Origin of the sequence: Psychrobacter sp. I-STPA6b (assembly GCF_020662265.1) — a bacterium.
GTDB lineage: Bacteria > Pseudomonadota > Gammaproteobacteria > Pseudomonadales > Moraxellaceae > Psychrobacter.
Window position 1 is genome coordinate 91,738 of sequence record NZ_VEWM01000122.1, and the last position, 22,047, is coordinate 113,784.

Here is a 22,047-nt window from a genome sequence, read left to right on the forward strand (position 1 = left end):
AAAAATTGAGATACTGATTTTAATAAATAGTGTCTTAGTCAAGGCAATGCACATAGGTAGCTCTTGTTAATAAAAGTAGGAATATTAACCAGTTTATTAACGCACTACTTATTAACATCAAAAGGCAAATTTAGCCAATTTTTATATGAAAGTATAAAAGAGCTGTATTTCTTGTAGGTATGAGCCTAATGGGGTGAAAGTTTAACAGACCTTAATAAAGAAAAATCAGATAAGACGGTGAGTTAGTCATCATGGCTAGTTTATCATCTAGCTATTAAGGTTAGTGTGATTAGTGGTATAGTTGGAGGTTGCAGTTGTGGCGACACGCATTAAGAATAAGAAACTTTCAAAAAGCAGTCGAGCATGGATGAAAGAGCATTTGGATGATCACTATGTTCAACTGGCTCAAAAAGAAGGTTATCGTGCGCGTGCTGCTTATAAGTTACTAGAGATTAATGATAAGACTGAGCTGATTAAAAAAGGCATGACAGTCGTTGATTTGGGTAGTGCACCTGGTAGCTGGTCGCAAGTTGCTGCTCAGCTAGTGGGTGATGATGGTACGTTGATTGCTTCTGATATTCTACCAATGGATACGCTTGAAAATGTTACTTTTATTCAAGGTGATTTTCGCGAAGCAGATGTTTTTGAGAAAATTATGGCAGAAGTAGGTAGCCGAGAAGTGGATGTTGTATTATCTGATATGGCACCAAATACTTCAGGTCATACGGCGGTAGATCAGCCACGTATGATGTATTTATGTGAGTTAGCAGTAGATTTTGCTTTGCAAGTGTTACCAGATGGTGGCTCATTAATTATGAAAGTGTTTCAAGGAGAAGGTGAGCAGGCGCTTAGAAAACAGATGCAGACACAGTTTCGTAAAGTGCGCAGTATCAAGCCTGCAGCATCTCGTCCACGTTCAAAAGAAATATTTTGGGTTGCAACTAAATAACATAGCAAGTACAAAATATTGATAGATTCTAAGATGAGTGAGCAATTAGAGGTTATAAATGTGCATTAAGTTGCCAAATTTACTTAACTTTACATCGTAGTTGCTTGAAGAATCTAATCTGTGACCTAATATCTGCTATAGTGGCTTAGCTTTATGTCCAACATTTAAAATGTATGATTAATAGTCATTGCAATGGTTTATAATTGTTGAGTTTATCAGCTAAGTTAACAGACTGAACATTAGATTACTTGTCAGATATTGACGATAACTAGTGATAAAATTTATAGATTTCTGTCTTTAGGTTTTTATCCTTGAGATTTTGTATAAACCACTATAACTTGGTAATACATCATCATAAGATGAGTTGTTATCAGTTAAGAGCTGTAAAGTAAGTAAGATAGTATAAGACCATTTAAATGGTAAATTTTTGAATATATCAAGTAAGGGATGGTATCACTTGTGAGTGACATGGTAAAAAATACCTTATTGTGGTTGGTTGTTATTGGCGTATTGGTGCTAGTATTTAGCAATTTTGATAGCCGTAATGATCCAGACATGCTCAACTACTCAGAGTTTGTGACCCAAGTTACCGAAAATCAGGTAAAAAGTGTCAAGATTGATGGTGAGCAAATCACAGGCGAAAAGAAAAATGGGTCTACTTTTGAGACAGTACGCCCAGCAGTAACAGATCCTGAGCTGATGCCTACTTTACGTGAGCATCAGGTAGAAGTACAGGGAGCCGCACCTGAGCGTCAGGGCATTATGATGCAATTATTAATTGCCAGCTTCCCTGTGCTTCTTATTATTGGCCTGTTCTTGTTCTTTATGCGTAATATGCAAGGCGGCGCTGGTGGACGTGCTGGTGGACCAATGAGCTTTGGTAAGTCAAAAGCAAAAATGCTATCTGAAGATCAGATTAAAGTAAACTTTAATGATGTGGCTGGTTGTGAAGAAGCTAAAGAAGAAGTGGTTGAGGTTGTTGACTTCTTACGTGACCCAGATCGTTTTACCAAGCTTGGTGCGATGATTCCTCGTGGTATTTTAATGGTAGGTCCTCCAGGTACAGGTAAAACTTTGCTTGCAAAAGCCATTGCTGGTGAAGCGAAAGTACCTTTCTTCTCTATCTCAGGCTCAGACTTTGTTGAGATGTTCGTTGGGGTTGGTGCTTCTCGTGTTCGTGATATGTTTGAACAAGCGAAGAAAAATGCACCTTGTATCATCTTTATTGATGAGATTGATGCAGTCGGTCGTCACCGTGGCTCAGGTATGGGTGGTGGTCATGATGAACGTGAGCAAACACTCAACCAGCTATTGGTAGAAATGGATGGTTTTGAGGGTAATGATGGTGTGATTGTCATTGCTGCGACCAACCGTGTGGATGTCTTGGATAAAGCCTTGTTGCGTCCAGGTCGTTTTGACCGTCAGGTTCATGTTGGTCTTCCTGATATTAAAGGACGTGAGCAAATTTTGGCAGTGCATTTAAGAAAATTGCCATCAACAGTTGGTGTTGATATCAATGCTCTTGCACGTGGTACGCCTGGCTTTAGTGGTGCACAGTTGGCAAACTTGGTCAACGAAGCAGCTCTATTTGCGGCGCGTCGTAACAAAGGCAGTGTTGATATGCACGACTTTGAAGATGCTAAAGATAAGCTATATATGGGTCCTGAGCGTAGGTCTATGGTACTTCGTGAAGAAGAGCGTCGTGCTACGGCATATCATGAAGCAGGACACGCATTAGTTGCAGAGATGCTACCAAATACAGCACCTGTACATAAGGTGACCATCATGCCTCGTGGATTTGCATTGGGTGTGACGTGGCAGCTTCCTGAGCATGACCAGACCAGTAAAGATAAAGCAGAGCTTTTAAATGAAATTGCGATTTTATTTGGTGGTCGAATTGCCGAGGAAGTATTTGTTAATCAGAAGTCGACTGGTGCATCTAATGACTTTGAACGGGCAACCAAGATGGCGCGTGCAATGGTAACCAAATATGGTATGTCAGATGCAATGGGTATCATGGTCTATGAAGATGATGACTCTTCTCAGGGCTATTTTAGTAGCTCATCACGTACCATTTCAGAAGCAACGCAACAGAAAGTAGATGAAGAAGTACGTCGAATCTTAGAAGAGCAGTATGATATTGCACGTGAGCTTATTGAAGCTAATCAAGACAAGATGCATGCAATGGTAGATGCACTGATGAAATGGGAAACCATTGACCGTGATCAGTTGCAGGATATCATGGCAGGACGTGATCCACGTGAGCCAAAAGTATATCAGTCTATTGATGTGACACCACAAAAAGTGTCTATTGATAAAGATACAACACCACCACCATTACCAGCTATGTGATAGTAATCTAGTAAGGTGATGCTGTTATATTACTCATCATAAACTGTTATATACATGTCTAATGTTAAAAGAGCCTTTCAGTTATAGAAGGGCTTTTTTATGGAAAAATATCAATGGATATAGCCCTGATGATATAACCCCTATGATTGTTAGGAGTTTAAGGAGTCAAAATGTCATTATTTAATAAATTACCACCCTATCAAGTCAGTTGGCAGGGGCGAGTTTTGGATTTGTCAGAGCCAAAGGTGATGGGGATTTTAAATGTTACACCAGACTCATTTTCTGATGGGGGTAAGTTTAATCAAGTAAAGACTGCATTGGCGCATTGTGAGCAAATGTTGCAGTCGGGTGTTGATATTATTGATATTGGGGCAGAGTCTACTCGTCCAAATGCGAAGCCAATATCTGTGCAAGAGCAACTAAATCGTATTATGCCTATTATTGGTGAAGTGCATCGTATGGTGGGTGATAAAGTATGGATATCAATTGATACCAGTAATCCTCAGGTTATCGAAGCGGCGGTAAATGCAGGAGCAGCAATTTGGAATGATGTCCGAGGGCTAAGAGAGCAAGGTGCTGCACAAATGGCTGCAAATTTACAGATTCCTGTTGTGCTGATGCACATGCGAGGTGAGCCTGATACGATGAACCAGTTGGCTCAGTATGATGATGTACTAGATGACGTGACAGAGGAGTTACAGAGTTGTATTGATAAGGCAAAGCAAGCGGGTGTGAGGCATGAAAATATCATTATTGACATGGGTTTTGGCTTTGCAAAAAACTATGAGCATCATTGCCAATTATTAACCCAATTACAGCATTTTAAAGCATTTGATTTACCAATATTATTTGGTATTTCTCGTAAGCGGTTTTTGGGAGAGGTCTTGAGTAAAAGTGGTGTGCCAGCATGGCAAGAACATACTGCACTAGAGCGTGATGCGGTCGGTATGGCTGCTGCCTTATTGGCTGTACAGCAAGGTGCAAGTATTGTGCGTACACATGATGTGGCGATGACCAAGCAGGCATTGGCACTGTGGTCACAGTTGTCGCAATCAGTATCTTAACTGTCATAAAAAAAATATTCTGACTAGAGGCTATTGAACATTGGAGACACAAAGCACTATTCCATAAGGGCTAAGAATATATTTTGGCAACATCTATAAACACAGTTATGTCCCTTATAAGCAGGGATTTAACGCATGAAAGTAAAAAATAGTTATATCCCTTGTAAATATTAGTCTAACGGGGTGAAAGTTCAACAGACCCTATAGGTTTATGAGATAATAAATAACACACAGTATTGCTATTAATAATGGAGAAGCATATGAGCCACATATCCCCTACGGATGAACAGCGTCGAATCATTTATCAAGCACGTCGAGGGTTGAAAGAGTTAGATTTTTATATTGACCCTTATGTCAAAAATCATTATTTGACTGCCAGTGCAGAAGAGCAAACTGCTTTTGCAAAACTATTGACTTATGAAGACCCAGATTTATTGAATTTCTTTATGGGGCAGGCAAAGCCTGAAGAGCCAGAAGTAGAGGAATTGGTTACTTTATTAAAGTCATATCAAAAGCCTGATAGTTAATAATGATAGAAGAAATGGATACACCCATAGCAGATAATGAATTAGTATTTGAAGAGGCAGAACAATATCATCGTATTGATACTCAAATAGCATCATTTAGTAGCTGGAAGTGGGGTTTTATTGCTTTATATCTTGCTACTTTGATAATGATTGCAGTATTAACTGATGTAACACTGTGGGTAATGTTAGTAATAATCGCTATGAGTGTGATTGCCTTGTTAGGTATGTTTTTGCGTCAGCCACGTTTGGTGCATTTAACATCACCTGTACTATATCATCGTCAAGGTTATCAAGGTGAGCATTGGCAGTTAGTATATGATAAAGCTGAGCATCATGAGCTATGGGAAGCTAAACTCTTACAATGCCGAGATTTTGGAAAATGTTTGATAGTTGAGTTTGCCGTCAGTCATCAACATGATGCACCAGTATCTATTAGTCTTTGGCAAGACCAAATAACCCCAATTTCGTGGCGTCGATTGAAAGCATTGGCTCGTTGGTGACAATTTGCCCCCTATAATAATAAAAATTTGCTATAGTGATATATAGGGTCATCACAATGTATAAATGTCTTTATTTATACAGTGATGCAAAGTTTATAACAAAGGAAATCTTATGAGTCTTTTAGGTAATTTAGTGACACAAGTTGCACGTAGCGCCATGGGTGCTGATGATAATGCACAAGCAACAAACAACCAGTCTTCAGGTGGTGGTCTTGGGGGAATGCTGGGTAGTGTTTTAGGGGGTGGTAATGCACAACAAAATAGCCAAGCCAGCTCTGGAATGGGTGATATCCTAGGCAGTGTTCTGGGTGGTGGCAACAGTGCAAATGGTGCTGGTGGTCTGGGTGCTGTTTTGGGCAGTGTTCTTGGTGGGCAGATGGCTAATAAAGCAGGTGGCGGTAAAGGCATGTTGCTAGCAGCCTTGATGCCCATCGTGTTAGGCTGGATTCAGCGTAACGGTGGATTGTCTGGTGCATTAGGAAAAATAAAAGAACTGGGTTTTGATAAACAAGTCAACTCTTGGATGAGTACACAAGAAAGCAATGAAACACTCAATCCTGATGAAGTAAATCGTTTGTTTGGTGAAGATGAAATTCGTCAAGTAGCAACCCAAACGGGTACTGATGAAAATGAAGTTAAGCAAGGTATTTCTGAATTATTACCTGAAGTCTTTAATCAGTTAACACCTAATGGTGACTTAGGTACAGAGCCTGAAGCCAACCAAGAAATTAATGAAATTTTGCAACAAATCTCTGGTGTATTGTCTAAATAACAGCCATTTTGGCTTTACCCATTAAGCACATCAAAAAGGTCATCTTCGGATGACCTTTTTATATGCCATTTAATTTCTTGCTACTTTTGGTAATGATAGGTATGAATACGCTATAATTCTTATTTGAATCTTAGTTTTTCATAGGGTAGGTCTGTTATGTTTTTGGCAATTGATACCGTTTTTGGACAATGTTCAGTGGCACTGATAAACACCGAAGGTGAGGTGTTAAGTATGGATACCAAAACGGGTAATCGTGAGCAAACTCAGCAAATACTACCAATGATAGATACGGCACTTAAAGAAGCAAATCTACCTTTAACTGAGCTACAAACCCTTATCTTTAACCGAGGTCCAGGGGCGTTTAGTGGTATTCGTATTAATACTGCTGTGGTACAAGCTTTATCTGTTGCACATGATATACCATGCGTGGGTGTCTCTAGCTTACAGGTCTTGGCACAAGCTGGTCATGAACAGCATCAGCTATCGCAATGTTATGCGGTGTTAGATGCCAGAATGCAGCAGGTATATTGTGCGCAATATCAAGAGAGTGCTGGAATGATGGTTCAGGTTGGGCAAAGTCAAGAGCGTTTGGTAGATTATGATAGCCATCTACCATGTGCAATAGCGATGGTTGGTAATGGGGCATCATTACTACAGGCTCAACCTAACCAAGTAATTTATGATGAGATACAGACAGATGCTGCTATCTTAGGACGATTGGGTCGCCTAGCATTTCTACAAAATGGTGGTGTGAGTGCAGAGCAAGCCCTGCCAGTATATTTACGCAACGATGCGTGGAAAACGCTAAAACAACAAAAGGCAAAGGCTTGATTCTTTAATCACTGAATGAATCACTGAAATTCGGGATAAGAAATTTCGATATTTTGGGCACAACCTAAGATTATTAAAAGCTATAAATAGTAATCTATGATAAATGTAGATTACAATCTATATAAAATATCTGGCTCAATAGGATGTGTTTAGAGAGCTGTTATAAATTATCCTAAAATCAAATATATATCATTTATAGGGTCTGTTGAACATTCATCTTCATAGGAAAAATTGAGAAGAATTTGACTTAGTCAAGGCAATGAACTTGTTAATATCGAGATATTAACAAGTTCATTAACGCAGAATAAGACAAATTTAGCCAATTTTTACATGAAAGTAAAAAATAGCTGTATTCCTTGTAGGTATTAGCCTAATGGGGTGAATGTTCAACAGACCCTAGTCAAAGAGTTATTAAACAAAGACTGCTTTGACTGTTTGACTATATCTTATCCCAAAATCTTATCCCAAACAGAGGTAAGCTATATCATTTTTGGTTGAGATGCAGCTACTTTCTTGGGAGAAATCACAAAGCCTACAATGGCCATGATGATTGTTGGTACAATCCAGCCCAGCCCTAAATCTGCCATTGGTAATAATGCCACAACCCCTTGCCATGGCAAATCAGTTGATACAATATTGGCTAATAAATCAGTAAATGCCAATATTGTTGCTGTTCCTACGCCAAATAAATATGTCCAATCACGGTTAGCAATCATTGGCTGTAATAAAGATAGCACCACAAGAGTAATGCTAATGGGGTATAAAAATACCAAAATTGGTACAGCCACTGCTAAAATACTATCCAATCCCAAATTCGAAAATACTGCCCCTGCTATGGTAAATATCAATACATAACGAGGATAGGATAACTTGGGATATAAGCGACTGGCAAAATTAGAACAGGCATTAATCAGTCCGATACATGTGGTCAAACATGCCAGCATCACAATCGTCCCAAATGCCAAATTACCCATATCTCCCATAAGCTGTGTGGCAGCAGTGGATAATAAAACTGCCCCATTATCATAGCCTTCAGGACGATACATTGCTGAGCCTATCCATGCCAAACAAAAATAAATTAGCCCCAAACACGCACCAGCAATCAATGAAGCTTTAATCATGATGCTTACGACTTTCTGATGTGATATGCCACGGTTTTGGGTAGCTTGATTGTTATTAATGACTGCATTGGCAAGCACTGTACCAAATGCCAAAGCAGCTAAAGCATCCATGGTGAAATAGCCTTCAATAATCCCTGCTGATAAGGGATTATGGGCAAACTGCTCAGTGGGTAGATGATTGCTGGGAGTTAAATTAAAAAATGCCAATCCACATAATAGGGTAATAATCAGCAGTAAAATAGGTGTTAAAAACTTACCAATCAGGTCTACCAAATGTCCAGAGTGCAGAGAGGCGAAATAGCAAATGCTAAAAAATACACCCACATAAATCATCAACCCGAAATTATCTGACAAATTAACCATATGGCGAAAGCCCATCTCATAACCGACATTGGCAGCACGTGGAATGCCATACATCGCCCCAATTGATAAATAAATCAAAATGGCAAAAATATAAGCAAAAATGGGGTGAACTCGCCGACCCAAGCCCAACAATCCATCATCTGATTTAGCAATAGCTATCAAAGTGAGCATGGGTAGAGCAATGGCTGTAACAATAAAGCCAATCACCGCAGGGGTAAAACTGTTTCCTGCATTCATGCCAAGCATGGGTGGAAAAATCAGATTACCTGCGCCAAAAAAGAACGACAACAGCATAAAGCCATAGAACAAAGCATGACTAGTCGAAGTATCCTGAGACTTATGAGAAGATGCACTCATCTTTAACTGCCCCTAATTGATTCATTTTAATGATAAAATTTAGGTATATACCATATAAAAAATAGTAATATTATACTTAACTTATCAAAAAATGTTATGCCAGTTTTGCCTTTAAGTAGTCAGATTTTTCAAAATCTTGCATCTTATCTAAACGAAGCAAGTCAACTAAAAAGATAATGTAATCAAACAAATATGGTCAGTGAGGTTATAAACGGATACAAGGCAACTGAGTGTAGGTCTTTGACTGTTTTAACTGTAAGGCTATAGAGAGTTAACCAGATAAATGGGCAATAAATTTTGAGCAATCAATAATGAGCAGTAGATAAAAAAGTAAAAAGCCATCATTTTACTGATGGCTTCTTGTTATGTGTGGCAGTGTAGGTTTGCTATGCTCTATAGTCTGCCTACTATACCAATCTAAACGACTAATCCAAACGTAACAACTCATTGACGGCTGTTTTTGCACGAGTTTGTGCGTCTACTTTTTTAACAATGACGGCACAATACAAGCTGTGTGAGCCATCTTTGGCAGGTAGGCTACCGGGAACAACGACTGAACCTGCTGGTACACGACCATAATGAATCTCACCTGTTTCACGGTCATAAATTTTGGTGGATTGACCAATATAGACACCCATTGAGATTACTGAGCCTTCTTCAACAATCACCCCTTCAACAATCTCAGAGCGAGCACCAATAAAGCAGTTATCCTCAATAATGGTTGGATTGGCTTGCAATGGCTCTAATACACCACCGATACCCACGCCACCTGATAGATGCACATTTTTACCAATTTGCGCACAAGAGCCAACTGTTGCCCAAGTATCAACCATCGCACCTTGGTCAACGTATGCCCCAATATTGACATAAGAGGGCATTAACACCGCACCACGAGCGATAAATGAACCTTTACGAGCCACCGCAGGCGGAACAACACGCACGCCAGCCTCAGCAAACTGCTCAGATGTCCAATCGGCAAACTTGGTAGGGACTTTGTCATAAAACTGCACAAACTCACCACTTGGCATTGGCTCATTATCACGTAGACGGAATGACAGTAATACTGCTTTTTTTGCCCATTGGTTAACGACCCACTCACCGTCCTTTTTTTCAGCAACTCTCAGGCTACCGTTATCCAACTGCTCAAGCACAGACTCAACTGCCTCACGTACGTCTTGTGGCATGGTGCTTGGACTATAATCAGCACGGTTTTCAAAGGCTTGTTCGATGGTATCTTGTAATGACATAAAAGTTCCTATAGTTTAACGATAAAAAAGTGACTTGATAATTACGGGGTTATTGTCGCTAATTCTAAGAAATTTGGCAAATCTCATTGTGTTAATAAGTGCTAAGCTCTTTAGAGTTTCTGACTTGTGATGGAAAGACTAAACAATGTTAGTTAATCGTAAAACCTTACTGTTACCCTTGTTAATAGAAGCCTAACGGGATGAATGTTTTATGGTCTTTGATAACCAATTTAATATATCTTGGTAAACCAATTGATGTTCAACTTCGTGTAATGGCTCATGACGCATATTGGGATACAGATAGTAGTCAATATGGGTAAAGCCTTGTTGTAGTAAGCGTTCGCTCAGTTGTCGAACACCATCACCCATATTTCCAATGGGGTCATCTTCACCACTGACAAACAGCATGGCAAAGTCTTTATCAATGGTTTGCGCCCACTGTTTGTGTAGCCCTCTATGCATCAGTTGCATCAGTGCCATAAAGCCATTATTGGTAAAATCAAAGCCACACAATGGGTCTGCTTCATACGCTTGACGTCCCTCTGAATTGGCACAGACCCATGCAAACTCTGAATCAGCCCGACTTTTACCCAGCTTAAAGTTCAGCACCCTATTCATAGTATTTGCAAAGACAATATTACGCTGTTTGGGTGCAATTTTATTGAGCATCTTTGTCATGGGTAAAAATACGGGTATTAAAGGGTCAAAATCACTCGTTCCCATTAAAATAGCCCCTGCAAACTCACTGGCATGATGCTGTAATACATTGCGTACAATAAACGACCCCATCGAATGTCCCATAATAAAATGTGGTACATCAGGATAATGAGCTTTTATGGCATCTGCCATGATAACCGTATCTTTAAGCAAGGCTTGCATTGGATAACTCGGTGCAAAATAGCCCAGTTCATCCATATTTTCTGCGGTTTTACCATGTCCTAAATGGTCATAAGTTGCTACCATAATGCCATGATTTGCTAAAAACTGTGCAAATTCTATATAGCGTCCACTATGTTCTGTCATACCGTGAGCGATTAATAAAGTAGCTTTGATATCGCTTTGGGGAATAAAAAAAGTATGGTGTAGGGTGTGTTTTTGATCGGCGGATAAAATGGTGGTAGTCATAGTACAATCCTGTGTATTATCAATGAGTAAATGGATAGGGACTCGTTAAATCAAGGTGGATTATTATATTATCAGTTATGCTTATCATGTTTACTGTGCTACAAAGATGATATTTACGTTTGGATTGAGCATCAATACATTAGTATTTCCTTGAACTAATGATAATGACAATATCAGGTAAAGCATTTATTGGTCAATAATCCATCTTAATTTTTTGTAGAGTTACTTTATTATTATTTTTAGAGTTAGAACGAAGCCACATTGCTATTGTCATATAAAAAAAGAATAAAAACTGAAAAAATATTATTGCTAATATTGACTTAACGAGTGTTAATAGTAAGGTTTGCCACCAAGATGGGGTAAATAAAGCCAATGATAATATCGAATGACCGTTCATAAGATAAAATGCAGTGACCATAATGAGTTTTGGTAATATAAATAAAGCAGTAATACCATATAAAATGACATGAAGTACAAAGAAAGTTGTTTGTATTAATGGAGGTTTAATTTTTTGTAAAAAACCATAAAATGAATTTGGCGTTTTAGGTTTAGATGGTGCTTGCCATTTAAAATATGATAAACAGTTTAGACATACTACTTGAGTGTATTTTGTAGCATCTGCATAAGTTCTAGTAACTGGGTCAAAGTTGCTTTTAGGGATATTTTTTGGACGTGGTATGTTATATTTCTCAAAAAATTTAAAATCCAAAACAAGCATAGAGGTTAAGTTAATCATTTGCTGGGAATGACAACAAGGACAGAAATAGATGGTTTCATAACTGGTAAAAATATCTTGATTGGCAGGTTGATTGATGGCGAGCTGACCATTAGCAATAACATAACCAAAAGGATATTTATCCATCTCAGCCAGCTTATCTATTCCTGCATAAACTGGCTTGTTATAATGAGTAAAAGAAAATAAATAATCTTGCTTTCCTTTTGCAGATATGCCTTTAATAATTAAATAAACAAATGATATTGCTATTATAAATGTAAAAAATAAAAATATGATATTGCCATTATTTGACCACTTCATATACAAGAACAGCAATAACATCATAAATGATAATAACCAGTATGTGGGTTTGGTTAAAACTTGCCATTGAAACTGAAAACCAGATTTTTGTGTTGACTTATCAGTATATGTATCAGTAGGTTTTAATAAAATACTTTGCTGACAATGCGGGCAAAACAAAACCCCCTTGCTATTGATGGGGGCAAAAAAGTGTTGACCACAATCGCGATGTGGACAATCATAACCAATATTAACAAGCCATCGCTTAAAAAAACTGCTATTTTTATTGTCTTTTTTTAGTTTATGTTGAGCACTATCGTGTTTTAGATTGTCCATATCATTTGTTTTATTATCCATCATATATTTAGTAGCAATAACTGATAGCTAGGTAGTGATTCTAATATACTATTTTGTAAATAAAAAATAAACTAATTTTAAATAATAACTATGTTTTTGTGTGGGGCTCATCTACTTCAATGATAGAATAAGATTAAACAATGGGAATTGAAGGTTATGGATTTAGCATTATTTGATTTTGATGGCACAATCACTGACAGTGATATGTTCACTAAATTTATCTTTTATGCCACCGAAAAACGTCGGCTCAATTCTGGTATATTCAAACTATTACCTGAGCTGATAGCTTGCAAACAGCGACTTACCCACAGCAGTCGCATTTATAGCAAAACGGTCGCCCATGCCTTTGCTGGCGTATCAGCAGATAAACTTGAGCAACAAGGTATCCGTTTTATGCGTATGGCGATACCCCTGATGATAACGAATTATTAAGCCTTGCCGACCATCGTTATTATCAGTATTTTTAGACATTATTTCCAACTTCAACTGCTTTTTACTACCATTTTTTAAACATTAATACAGGCACACTTTTATGAAAAAAATCTATCTGGTCAGACACGGGCAAAGCCATTCTAATGCAGGCGGTGAGGCGATGATTAATGCTGATATTCCGTTAACCGAACTGGGACAACATCAAGCTGAGCAGGTCGCTTATTGGTTGTATGAAACGCTGGGTGATAACATTGACTCTATTATGGTATCGAAGTTTTTACGTACCCATCAAACCGCCAAGCCGTTAGTAGACAAACTGGGTATTACCCCAACCATTGTTGAAGGCTTACAAGAGTTTGATTATTTAAGCTTTGCCAAAATTGATGGCACTACTTTGGAAGAGCGTCGTCAGATGGCAGAGGACTATTGGCTGACACATAGTCCTGATGAGATGCACGGTGGTGATGCTGAAACTTATCATAATTTTTGTGGTCGGGTTGAGCAAGTGTTGGCATATTTTCGCCAATTACCTACGGGTAATCATGTCGCCTTTACACATGGCTTATGGATTAGTATGCTGATTTGGCAGATTTTGGGACAGACCAAAGATGGTAATCGCACCATGCAAAAATTTGTGCAATTTGAGAGACCAATTCGTACAAAAAATTGTGAAGTGTTTTGTTTAACGCTATTAGATGACAATGATGTTATAAATGGCATTGATGCTATGAGTTTACCGCCAATGATTACCAAAGTGCGAAGCCTTAATTCGATAGATTGAGGCGAATATCACAATCATATATTTGCTTGGATATTATAATTGCCATTTATGTATACATGCCCGATTGTAACTCCCATAACTGTTTAAAAACACCTTCAGTATTTTTTAGATTGTCAGGGGTGTCATCTTGCACCAAAACGCCGTTATCCAATACCAACACTCTATCGACACCATTAATAGAGCCGAGTCGATGAGTAATCATAAAGCTGAGTTTGCCTTTTGAAAGCTGTTTGAAATCATCATAAAGTTTAACTTCGGCTTTTGGGTCTATTGCTGAGGTTGGCTCATCTAAAATAATCATCGAAGTATCAGCATGTAGACAACGCAAAATCGCCAGCCTTTGCCATTGACCCCCTGATAACTCAATACCATCATAAGACTTACCTATCAACGTATCCATAGATAAATCAGCAGGTAATCCTAGCTCATTTGTTATGTTATTTGGGTTTATCACCGAGTCGTGACTCAGTGTGATGTTCTCATTAATGCTCATATTAAACTTAAAAAAATCTTGAAACACCGCCCCAATACACTGACGTAACTCTGAAACTTTATATAAGCGGATATCACGACCATTAATAAGAATTTGCCCTTCGCTTACTTCCCAAAAGCGACAGATAAGATGCACCAGCGTGGATTTCCCTGCCCCATTATGACCAACAATGGCGATGGACTCGCCAATATTTGCCGAAAAACTTATGTTTTGTAGAATGTTTATTTGTGTATTAGGATATTTAAAACCAACATGCACAAACTCAATACGTTCTATGTGCTGTATGGATTGTGTCCCATCTTTGATATCAGATGAATAATCTAAAAAGGTAAAATACTTGTTAAAATAATCCAATATTTCATAAAGCATAGAGCCATGCTGTATCAGCCCTTGCATACGGTTATTTAAGATAAAGATGGACTGCAATAAAATAACGGCTGATGAAACGGTGATGGCGGATGCTTTATTTTGCTCATATAACGAAAATAAAATGACAGCAACCACAATAATACTAATAAACTGAAAAGGAATGGGTTTGGTGAAAATATTAAATTGTGCTTTTGTTAACTCGCCATAGACATTTTGAAAAGCTGTATTATATTTATCTATGATTAAGCCATAGGCATTAAATAGGTGAATGTCCTTTTGTGCCTATCGTGAAAAAGACAGTGAAGAAAAGTAATCCATCAAACGGCTGTGCTTACCTGTTTTCATCAGGGCTTGCCAACTAAATGAAGTCACTTGAAAGTTGATATAGGCAAGGGGAATAAAGGAGATTAAAACGGCAAAGGGAATCCACCATTTAATAGAAAATAACATAAACGACAATGCCAATACGGTGATGACTTCTCTGATGATGGTGACTAAGTTGACTGAAAAGTTAGTCGGTCGAAATTTTGATTGATTTTTTAGAACCGCCGTCGCATCTTGAATCTCTACATTGTCATAAGCGTGTAAGCCATAAAAAGAGGCATTTTTTTGCATGATTTGGCTGATGATGCGATTGGTTACCAGTTGATTGATGTGCGATTGCAGATAATTTACCAAAGGTGTGAGCAAGGTGGGTATCAGCATACTGACACCCCAAAGTGTGATGACAAAGATAATTGAGTTTTGGGTATTGGAAGTGTTAGCGTTGGTAATTTCAAACAAAGAAACAAGCTGAGCTGTAGTATAGACATTAATCGCAGGCATGATACCGATAATCAATAAACAAAGAGCCATTGCACTATTATATTTCGGGCAGGCAAAGAAAACCTCTTTGAACGATCTAAAAAATACACTGATTTTTTTACTCATATTTGATGGTATCCATGGGATATCTTAGAGATGCTCTATTCTATCTTTATATATCATAGATTTGGCAGATCACACTGTTCTTTATACTCTTTTACTATGATTTCTCTGTCAAAATATACCAAAGTCAGTATGAGTAAATAGATAGAAGTTGCTACAAGAAGGCTTGCACTAATATAGTTATACAAAAAATAAGGAATATCATAGCCATTTGTACCTTATATGACTAAAAGAAGAAAGCGGATGCAAAGTCATCGGACATCTCTGTCCATTTATATCATTGGTTAGGTGACTAAGCGGATATAAGCAGACGGTAGGATTGGAGACTGCTATAATGTGAGTCTTAATATATTTAAAACTTAATAATATTATTAATGGTTTTTAATTGTTTGCATGGTTTAAGGGGTGGTTATGTACGATGTGGTTCAGGATTATTATGGTAAGCAGTTGCAAAGTAGTGCCGATTTAAAGACGTCAGCCTGCTGTGATATTAGCCAGTTGCCTGCGTGGTTAAAGCCATTGCTGGGTAATATTCATGATGAAGTGCTTGCCCGTTATTATGGCTGTGGTTTGGTGTGTCCTGCACAGCTTGAGGGCTGTCGAGTGCTGGATTTGGGCTGTGGTACAGGGCGTGATGTGTATGCGTTGGCTCAGCTTGTCGGCGCAAGTGGTGAGGTGGTCGGTGTGGATATGACCCCTGAGCAGTTGGACATTGCCAAAGAATATCAAGCATATCATGCGGAAAAGTTTGGTTATGATAATGTGACTTTTTTGCAGGGCTATATTGAAAAGCTCGATGAATTAGGGCTTGAGGCGGGTAGCTTCGATGTGATTGTGTCCAATTGTGTGATTAATTTATCCCCTGATAAAGAGGCAGTGCTGGCAGGGGTTGAGCGTTTATTAAAGGACGGCGGTGAATTTTATTTTTCAGATGTTTATTCTGACCGCCGTATTCCTGAGAATTTGGTCAATGACCCTGTATTGTATGGTGAGTGCTTGAGTGGGGCATTATATTGGCAGGACTTTATAAGGCTTGCACACTTGGCAGGATTTGCTGACCCACGTTTGGTGGATACTCGTGAGCTTGAGATTACTGATAGTCAGCTTGCCAGTCGTTTGGGTAGTATTCGCTTTTTTTCCACCACTTATCGCTTATTTAAGTTGCCTAAACTTGAGCATGCTCAAGAGGATTATGGGCAAGCGGTGATGTATCAAGGAACAGTAACTCATTGTCCACAGTATTTTGTGTTAGATAATAAGTATCGTTTTGAGACAGGTCGGGCAGTTGTGGTATCTGGTAATACATTTAGTATATTGCAAGGCTCTCGTTTTGCTTCTCATTTTGATTTTTTTGGTAGTTTTTCTCGTCATTTTGGTTGTTTTGAACCAACTAATAAAATATCAGCATATGCTAGCTTAGCACCGTTTGTGTTAGGGGGTGTGCTAAATGGTGAGCAAACCATCAATGATGAGCCAGTTAGTGTGGTAGAGAAGGTAAAAGAAGGTGGCTGTTGTGGTACAGAGGTTAGTGTCTGTCAAACTGAAGGTACAGATGAAGGCGAAAGTGGTAGTGAGCTTGGTGAGGAGAGAGAAATGATTATTAATAATATAGATTTAAAAGATACAGGTTATGAAATTGTACAAGTATTTCCCCCCAAAGTTTTTTCAGTTGCGGAAATTTTAGAAGATATAGAAGAGAATGAGTATTCTCTTTTAGAAAACTATTATAAAGAAGGTTATGAGTTTATTCATTTTCAAGATGAAGAAGTGATTGTAAAAAATGCTCAAGATAAGCGTTTAAGAGTTTTTGGAAAGTATGATCAAGGTTTTTTTGCAACAGATAATGAAGGCTTGGTTTGGTTAACTCCCTTTAGTGAGTCGGTATATGATAGCCCAATTCTCATTAATTCATCATTAAAGAACTTTAGACGGTGTTATTGTTCATTATTATCCATACTTTTTTCGATTGGTGTCAATGGTATTGAAAATACTGAGCAGGTATTGAATGAGTTTAGGAATAATCTGACAAATATAGATCCCATGTCTATTTCATGTATTTTTTATAAAGACTATATTTATGCGATAGAAGAAGATGAAATGCCAGTTCGTTTCAAACCAATAACCTATGTGAAGGCAGGTAGACATTTTAGAGAAGCGTGATAGGTGTAGGGTTGTCTGAATATAAAGCAGTTTTTATTGGCTTTGTTTTGTCTTTATTGTGCGAGTATCCTTGGTTAAGACAGTAGCGTATCGGTGCTTTCAGCTTAACAAAGCTGAGCTTTACCCTTGTGAATGGCGATAATAGGCATCGTGCTGTTTTAGCCACCAGTTCATATTATCTTGACGCGTTTGTCGGAACTGCTCTAGTTTCTGCGTTGTCCATTGATGGCGATGACGCAGACTATCAAGTCCAAATAAAATAGGAACAGATGCCAAAATGCCCAGTCGCCATTTTGGCTTAGGTAACTCTAAGCCATCAGCAATATCATCACCGACTAAGGTACGTGTCACACTGGCATTGACCAGCTCAACAAACTGCCCTTTACGATTGTCTTCACCCATAATTTGGCTCGGTAAGTCATGCAATGCTTTTGCCAATGGTTTGCCCATGCTAAAGTCAAGCTGTTGAATGGATAGGTAAGTATAAATCCATTCCCACGCTTCAGCTTCATTTTTGGGTAAGCGGTGTAAATCTACCCCCATCCAATAACTGGCTAAATTCCATAAATGCAAGATGCCTTGTGCTTCTTCTTCATGAATCTTTGCACCCAGTAGGCGCAATCCTCGCATGATAAGTAATGAAAATTGTAAGTGCGTCGCCACCATATCGGTTTGATTAATGGGAATACCCCAATAAGCACTGTCCCAGTTGTTGTTTGTCTCACTTTTTGTATTGCGGGTCTGATTATTTGGAGGCATTTTCCCCATCAATAATGCTTGACGGACAATGGTATGAATTTGCCGTACTTTGATGGATTGTCGCCAGCCTTCTTGTCCAATGGCTAACACTGTATCTGCCCACTGTTGATGCTGGGTAGGATATTGATATTGACGAATGGCAGGATATTCAGACACGGCTAAGATATAAGCATACGTTCGCATCAGTCTTGGCAAGGCATCATGTGTCAATGCACCTGTGCGAATCAAAGGCAAGGATAAAGCAGGGATACTATAGCCTGCCATCAATGCTACATTACGCAATAGCCAAATCAACATCAAGGGATAACGGCGATAGGCAATCGCACCAACTTCGGCAAGTTTGGGGTCATACCATGTGGGATGCTGAGAAAATTGCTCAACCAATGCCAAAAAGTCCGCTTGTTCTGTTGAAGACTGTTGTAATGAGCTGGGCAGTTGGTCGTGTAAGATGGCATGTTGTAATGGTTTGTTAAAGTGAAAACCAGCAGATACTAAGCGGTCAGTGATGGGGTCAGCGACATCATAGCCTGTCACCATTTGCTGTAATAAAGCATCACGAATAACAAAGTTTTTTGGTAATAGATAACGACGAATACGTTTTAGTACCTGCAAATCAGCATGGTCACTAATCGCCGTCGTTCGCCCATGCCGTTGGTAATGATTCAATTGTGGTGATTTATTGGTTGATAAGGTGGGTTGCATGGACGAATTTTCCTGCCTTATTGAGTGTTGTATTTGTGTATTTTATTTATATGAATCAAATCAACTGGGTAAGTGGCTATTTTTATCAATGCTCACACTACATTGCTCACCAATAAAATGCTCTATCACTTTGATTTTGCCAATAATATGCTGGTTAAATTCTTCTAGCTCTCCACTTGGTACCCATAGCTCTTGATGCACGTCTTTATCACCTGCAAGCTGTACGGGGTAGCGTTTGGCAAACTCATCATCAATATCAAACTCAGTGACAAAGCCGACATAGCCAGACATGGCATCAACAGTATTCCACCGCTCAGCAATTTGGCGGGCATAAGTAATGTTTAACACAGGATAAAAAATAGGTTGCTGTGCTAAGCGAGGTGGAAAAGCATTAAAATCTGCTTCTATGATAAGCTGTAATTCTTTTAAACCAACTGGGCGATAGAGTTTCATAGATTGTCCTAATATTTATTTTAGATATTCATCATAATCAATGTCCTAAAAAAACACCAGCACAAAAAGTTTGTACTGGTGCTTTTATATTTGGTGAATATATCTACACAGTTGCATTGTAGAATTTATCTTTTAACAGTGTCACTAACAGCCAAATTTACCTTCTGCTTCTAACGCCCGTTTACTACGCACAGGTTTGGGGCAGTCTTCACCATAGTATTGGCGGTCAGCAAAGTAGCTTGAGCGTACCATCGGACCTGCCCAAATACTAAAGAAGCCAATCTTTTTCCCATAGTCCATATAGCGTTGGAACTCATCGGGATGCACATAGCGGTCAACTGGAGCGTGGCTTTTACTTGGAGCAAGATACTGCCCGATGGTAATCATATCAACATCATGCGCTTTTAGGTCGTCTAGTAAGGCGTAAACTTCTTCTTCAGTTTCACCCAAGCCCACCATAAACCCACATTTTGTGGCAATATCAGGACGGCGTGCTTTGTATTCTTTAAGCAATGTTAATGAGTGCTGATAGTCTGAACCGGGGCGGAAGGCTTTATATAAGCGAGGTACAGTCTCGATATTATGGTTAAACACATCAGGAGGTGTCTCGCATAATAGGTCTAATGCAATTTCCATGCGCCCACGAAAATCGGGTACTAAAATCTCAATCAAGCAGTTTGGGCTAAGTGCTTTTGACTCATTAATCACATCAACGAAATGCTGAGCGCCACCATCTTTTAAGTCATCTCTATCGACAGAAGTGATGACTGCATATTTTAACCCAAGCCCTTGAATGGTCTCAGCAGTATGGCGTGGTTCATCTTTGTCTAGCTCATTGGGGCGCCCATGTGCCACATCACAAAATGGGCAACGACGGGTACAAATATCACCCATAATCATAAAGGTCGCTGTCCCATCGCCAAAGCATTGGGGAAGGTTAGGGCAGGCGGCCTCTTCACAGACGGTATAGAGCTTTTGCTTACGCAACGTCTTTTTGATACGGTCAACTTCAGCAGGAGAAGACATTTTTACCCGTATCCAGTCAGGTTTCTTTGGTGCTTCTACGGTTGGAATGACCTTAATTGGAATACGTGCGACTTTATCATAGCCACGTAGCTTCTCACCTTTAACCGCCTTTTTGGGTTTAGGTTTTGCCTCTGGAATGTGCGTTTGTACACTTGGTATTCGGGTAGCTGTTTCACGCTTAATCGCAATGTCGCTCATAGGTAAAATATTCCTAACCCTCATATACTTTTAATATATGGGAGTTTATGACTTATTGATTTATTAGGTTTTATAGGGTCTGGTAAACCATTATCACAAGCTTCTTTTACATGAAAGTAACATATCAGCACTGATGACATTAAGAGTCGTCTATACAAAATAGCTATTCAGATAATCCTACTAGATTATTGATGCTGTGAATGTTTAACAGAAACTATTGGCTAGACTGCCTTTTAGCCACAAATGGGACAATTATAACAGATTTATGCTCAAGCGACATGGACAAATCTAGTCCACAGAATAGCCCTGCTCAATCTTAACGTTATGTTGTTTGCACCATATAAATAATGCAGATAAGTCATCAAAATCACGACTTAATAGTGAATAACCATTGTTATTGCGCTCTTGAGCAGTTTTGGGGTGTAGCTCAATGGTTACAAGATAATCATCCTTACTTGTTTTTGATTTTTTTAACTGAAGTAATACATTTTTTTGATATTTGGTGATTACCACTCTATCAATTTGTTGCGGTGTTAGCTTTGGTAAAAACGTTTGTTTTCTTCTTAGTTTTATGGATAACTCATCATTATTTAATTCAATGGAACTGATAAGACTGAAATAAAAAGGTAGGTAAATAATGGTAGAGATAATGATATAAATACCAATAGGCAGAAGAATACTACCAATATTATGATAAAGACTTTGAGTATTTAGCCCTGATAGTCCATTATTTTTGAAAAAATAAACAACCATAATAAATAATGTAATTAAATATATAATCAATATTTTTTTAATTATATTTATTATATTCTTGATAGAATGACCATTACTTTTTAAGATGGCGTTTTTAATGGTTTTATTTTCTAGCACTACTACTTCTCCTTAGAGATTAAGTCTTAATATCTAAACTTTGACTTAAAATTATTACAATAATTTTTTATAAATGATTTTCATTATTATTTGATAAGGATAACAATTTATTTTTAGTGACTACTATTTCAAAAATAAATGATGAATATGACTGGCTGTCACTACTTCATTACAGTTTTATAATTAACATTTTAGTAGTTTTGAGCTATATTAATAGGGATTTTTTAACCTATCCGGCACACTTAACGCAGGTAGTCATTCAGACAACTCACGCGGTGTGCTTATCATCAAACTTAT

The 22,047-nt window shown here is 38.4% G+C and carries 20 protein-coding genes; 10 read left to right on the top strand and 10 right to left on the bottom strand.

From position 1 onward, the window contains the following. The first annotated feature begins 316 nt into the window (after positions 1-316). The 7 genes from FHK88_RS12730 (at position 317) to tsaB (ending at position 6,995) form a co-directional block, all read left to right on the top strand. The gene (locus tag FHK88_RS12730; RefSeq protein WP_227431092.1) at positions 317-949 is read left to right on the top strand and encodes an RlmE family RNA methyltransferase; all 633 of its coding nucleotides are present in this window, start codon (positions 317-319) and stop codon (positions 947-949) included. A gap of 468 nt (positions 950-1,417) precedes the next feature. Then, positions 1,418-3,301, top strand: coding sequence for an ATP-dependent zinc metalloprotease FtsH (ftsH, locus tag FHK88_RS12735; protein WP_227431245.1), 1,884 nt, complete (start codon positions 1,418-1,420; stop codon positions 3,299-3,301). 170 nt (positions 3,302-3,471) lie between these two features. Further along, positions 3,472-4,365 carry a dihydropteroate synthase gene (folP, locus tag FHK88_RS12740; RefSeq protein ID WP_227431093.1) on the top strand — a complete coding sequence of 298 codons (894 nt, stop codon included), beginning with the start codon at positions 3,472-3,474 and terminating at the stop codon, positions 4,363-4,365. A gap of 260 nt (positions 4,366-4,625) precedes the next feature. Next, positions 4,626-4,892, top strand: coding sequence for a succinate dehydrogenase assembly factor 2 (locus FHK88_RS12745; RefSeq protein ID WP_227431094.1), 267 nt, complete (start codon positions 4,626-4,628; stop codon positions 4,890-4,892). Between the two features lie 14 nt (positions 4,893-4,906). Beyond that, positions 4,907-5,392, top strand: coding sequence for a hypothetical protein (locus tag FHK88_RS12750; RefSeq protein WP_227431095.1), 486 nt, complete (start codon positions 4,907-4,909; stop codon positions 5,390-5,392). A 112-nt stretch (positions 5,393-5,504) separates the two neighbouring features. Beyond that, a complete protein-coding gene (locus tag FHK88_RS12755; RefSeq protein WP_227431096.1) occupies positions 5,505-6,164 on the top strand; it encodes a YidB family protein in 660 nt (219 codons plus the stop codon). A gap of 156 nt (positions 6,165-6,320) precedes the next feature. Further along, positions 6,321-6,995, top strand: a complete 675-nt coding sequence (tsaB, locus tag FHK88_RS12760) for a tRNA (adenosine(37)-N6)-threonylcarbamoyltransferase complex dimerization subunit type 1 TsaB (RefSeq protein WP_227431097.1) — start codon at positions 6,321-6,323, stop codon at positions 6,993-6,995. Positions 6,996-7,474: 479 nt separating this feature from the next. Here tsaB and brnQ read toward each other — a convergent pair whose 3' ends face one another. The 4 genes from brnQ to FHK88_RS12780 all read right to left on the bottom strand — a co-directional run bounded on the left by brnQ (position 7,475) and on the right by FHK88_RS12780 (position 12,583). Then, a complete protein-coding gene (brnQ, locus tag FHK88_RS12765; RefSeq protein WP_227431098.1) occupies positions 7,475-8,836 on the bottom strand; it encodes a branched-chain amino acid transport system II carrier protein in 1,362 nt (453 codons plus the stop codon). Positions 8,837-9,261: 425 nt separating this feature from the next. Continuing rightward, entirely contained in the window at positions 9,262-10,083 is an 822-nt protein-coding gene (gene dapD, locus FHK88_RS12770) for a 2,3,4,5-tetrahydropyridine-2,6-dicarboxylate N-succinyltransferase (RefSeq protein WP_227431099.1), read from the bottom strand. Between the two features lie 192 nt (positions 10,084-10,275). After that, positions 10,276-11,208: an alpha/beta fold hydrolase gene (locus FHK88_RS12775; protein WP_227431100.1), complete on the bottom strand. Its 933-nt coding sequence runs from the start codon at positions 11,206-11,208 to the stop codon at positions 10,276-10,278. A 193-nt stretch (positions 11,209-11,401) separates the two neighbouring features. Then, complete coding sequence (locus FHK88_RS12780) at positions 11,402-12,583, bottom strand: hypothetical protein (protein ID WP_227431101.1); 1,182 nt, start codon at positions 12,581-12,583, stop codon at positions 11,402-11,404. Positions 12,584-12,736: 153 nt separating this feature from the next. Between FHK88_RS12780 and FHK88_RS12785 the strand changes: the two genes are divergently transcribed. Beyond that, the gene (locus FHK88_RS12785) at positions 12,737-13,012 is read left to right on the top strand and encodes a haloacid dehalogenase-like hydrolase (protein WP_227431102.1); all 276 of its coding nucleotides are present in this window, start codon (positions 12,737-12,739) and stop codon (positions 13,010-13,012) included. A gap of 100 nt (positions 13,013-13,112) precedes the next feature. Continuing rightward, complete coding sequence (locus FHK88_RS12790) at positions 13,113-13,793, top strand: histidine phosphatase family protein (protein WP_227431103.1); 681 nt, start codon at positions 13,113-13,115, stop codon at positions 13,791-13,793. Between the two features lie 46 nt (positions 13,794-13,839). Here the strand turns inward: FHK88_RS12790 and FHK88_RS12795 are convergent, their stop codons facing one another. Beyond that, positions 13,840-14,790, bottom strand: coding sequence for an ATP-binding cassette domain-containing protein (locus tag FHK88_RS12795; protein ID WP_227431104.1), 951 nt, complete (start codon positions 14,788-14,790; stop codon positions 13,840-13,842). A 147-nt stretch (positions 14,791-14,937) separates the two neighbouring features. Then, positions 14,938-15,585, bottom strand: a complete 648-nt coding sequence (locus tag FHK88_RS12800) for a hypothetical protein (protein ID WP_227431105.1) — start codon at positions 15,583-15,585, stop codon at positions 14,938-14,940. Positions 15,586-15,993: 408 nt separating this feature from the next. On the opposite strand from FHK88_RS12800, the gene FHK88_RS14270 reads away from it, so the two are divergent. Then, on the top strand, positions 15,994-17,742 hold the full coding sequence (locus FHK88_RS14270; protein ID WP_264480684.1) for a methyltransferase domain-containing protein: 1,749 nt from the start codon (positions 15,994-15,996) through the stop codon (positions 17,740-17,742). A gap of 120 nt (positions 17,743-17,862) precedes the next feature. On the opposite strand, the gene FHK88_RS12810 is transcribed toward FHK88_RS14270, so the two are convergent. From FHK88_RS12810 to FHK88_RS12825, 4 genes are all read right to left on the bottom strand, one after another. Beyond that, on the bottom strand, positions 17,863-19,203 hold the full coding sequence (locus FHK88_RS12810) for an oxygenase MpaB family protein (protein ID WP_227431106.1): 1,341 nt from the start codon (positions 19,201-19,203) through the stop codon (positions 17,863-17,865). 60 nt (positions 19,204-19,263) lie between these two features. Beyond that, on the bottom strand, positions 19,264-19,656 hold the full coding sequence (locus FHK88_RS12815) for an ADP-ribosylation/crystallin J1 (RefSeq protein WP_227431107.1): 393 nt from the start codon (positions 19,654-19,656) through the stop codon (positions 19,264-19,266). A gap of 144 nt (positions 19,657-19,800) precedes the next feature. Next, entirely contained in the window at positions 19,801-20,880 is a 1,080-nt protein-coding gene (gene lipA / locus FHK88_RS12820; RefSeq protein WP_227431108.1) for a lipoyl synthase, read from the bottom strand. A gap of 288 nt (positions 20,881-21,168) precedes the next feature. Beyond that, entirely contained in the window at positions 21,169-21,750 is a 582-nt protein-coding gene (locus FHK88_RS12825) for a hypothetical protein (RefSeq protein WP_227431109.1), read from the bottom strand. Positions 21,751-22,047 lie beyond the last annotated feature (297 nt).

Bases quoted from the DNA above. Each gene is read 5' to 3' on its own strand.
- ftsH (WP_227431245.1), top strand. From the start codon at position 1,418: ATGGTAAAAAATACCTTATTGTGGTTGGTTGTTATTGGCGTATTGGTG.
- folP (WP_227431093.1), top strand. From the start codon at position 3,472: ATGTCATTATTTAATAAATTACCACCCTATCAAGTCAGTTGGCAGGGG.
- FHK88_RS12745 (WP_227431094.1), top strand. From the start codon at position 4,626: ATGAGCCACATATCCCCTACGGATGAACAGCGTCGAATCATTTATCAA.
- FHK88_RS12750 (WP_227431095.1), top strand. From the start codon at position 4,907: ATGGATACACCCATAGCAGATAATGAATTAGTATTTGAAGAGGCAGAA.
- FHK88_RS12755 (WP_227431096.1), top strand. From the start codon at position 5,505: ATGAGTCTTTTAGGTAATTTAGTGACACAAGTTGCACGTAGCGCCATG.
- tsaB (WP_227431097.1), top strand. From the start codon at position 6,321: ATGTTTTTGGCAATTGATACCGTTTTTGGACAATGTTCAGTGGCACTG.
- brnQ (WP_227431098.1), bottom strand. From the start codon at position 8,836: ATGAGTGCATCTTCTCATAAGTCTCAGGATACTTCGACTAGTCATGCT.
- dapD (WP_227431099.1), bottom strand. From the start codon at position 10,083: ATGTCATTACAAGATACCATCGAACAAGCCTTTGAAAACCGTGCTGAT.
- FHK88_RS12775 (WP_227431100.1), bottom strand. From the start codon at position 11,208: ATGACTACCACCATTTTATCCGCCGATCAAAAACACACCCTACACCAT.
- FHK88_RS12780 (WP_227431101.1), bottom strand. From the start codon at position 12,583: ATGATGGATAATAAAACAAATGATATGGACAATCTAAAACACGATAGT.
- FHK88_RS12785 (WP_227431102.1), top strand. From the start codon at position 12,737: ATGGATTTAGCATTATTTGATTTTGATGGCACAATCACTGACAGTGAT.
- FHK88_RS12790 (WP_227431103.1), top strand. From the start codon at position 13,113: ATGAAAAAAATCTATCTGGTCAGACACGGGCAAAGCCATTCTAATGCA.
- FHK88_RS12800 (WP_227431105.1), bottom strand. From the start codon at position 15,585: ATGAGTAAAAAAATCAGTGTATTTTTTAGATCGTTCAAAGAGGTTTTC.
- FHK88_RS14270 (WP_264480684.1), top strand. From the start codon at position 15,994: ATGTACGATGTGGTTCAGGATTATTATGGTAAGCAGTTGCAAAGTAGT.
- FHK88_RS12810 (WP_227431106.1), bottom strand. From the start codon at position 19,203: ATGCAACCCACCTTATCAACCAATAAATCACCACAATTGAATCATTAC.
- FHK88_RS12815 (WP_227431107.1), bottom strand. From the start codon at position 19,656: ATGAAACTCTATCGCCCAGTTGGTTTAAAAGAATTACAGCTTATCATA.
- lipA (WP_227431108.1), bottom strand. From the start codon at position 20,880: ATGAGCGACATTGCGATTAAGCGTGAAACAGCTACCCGAATACCAAGT.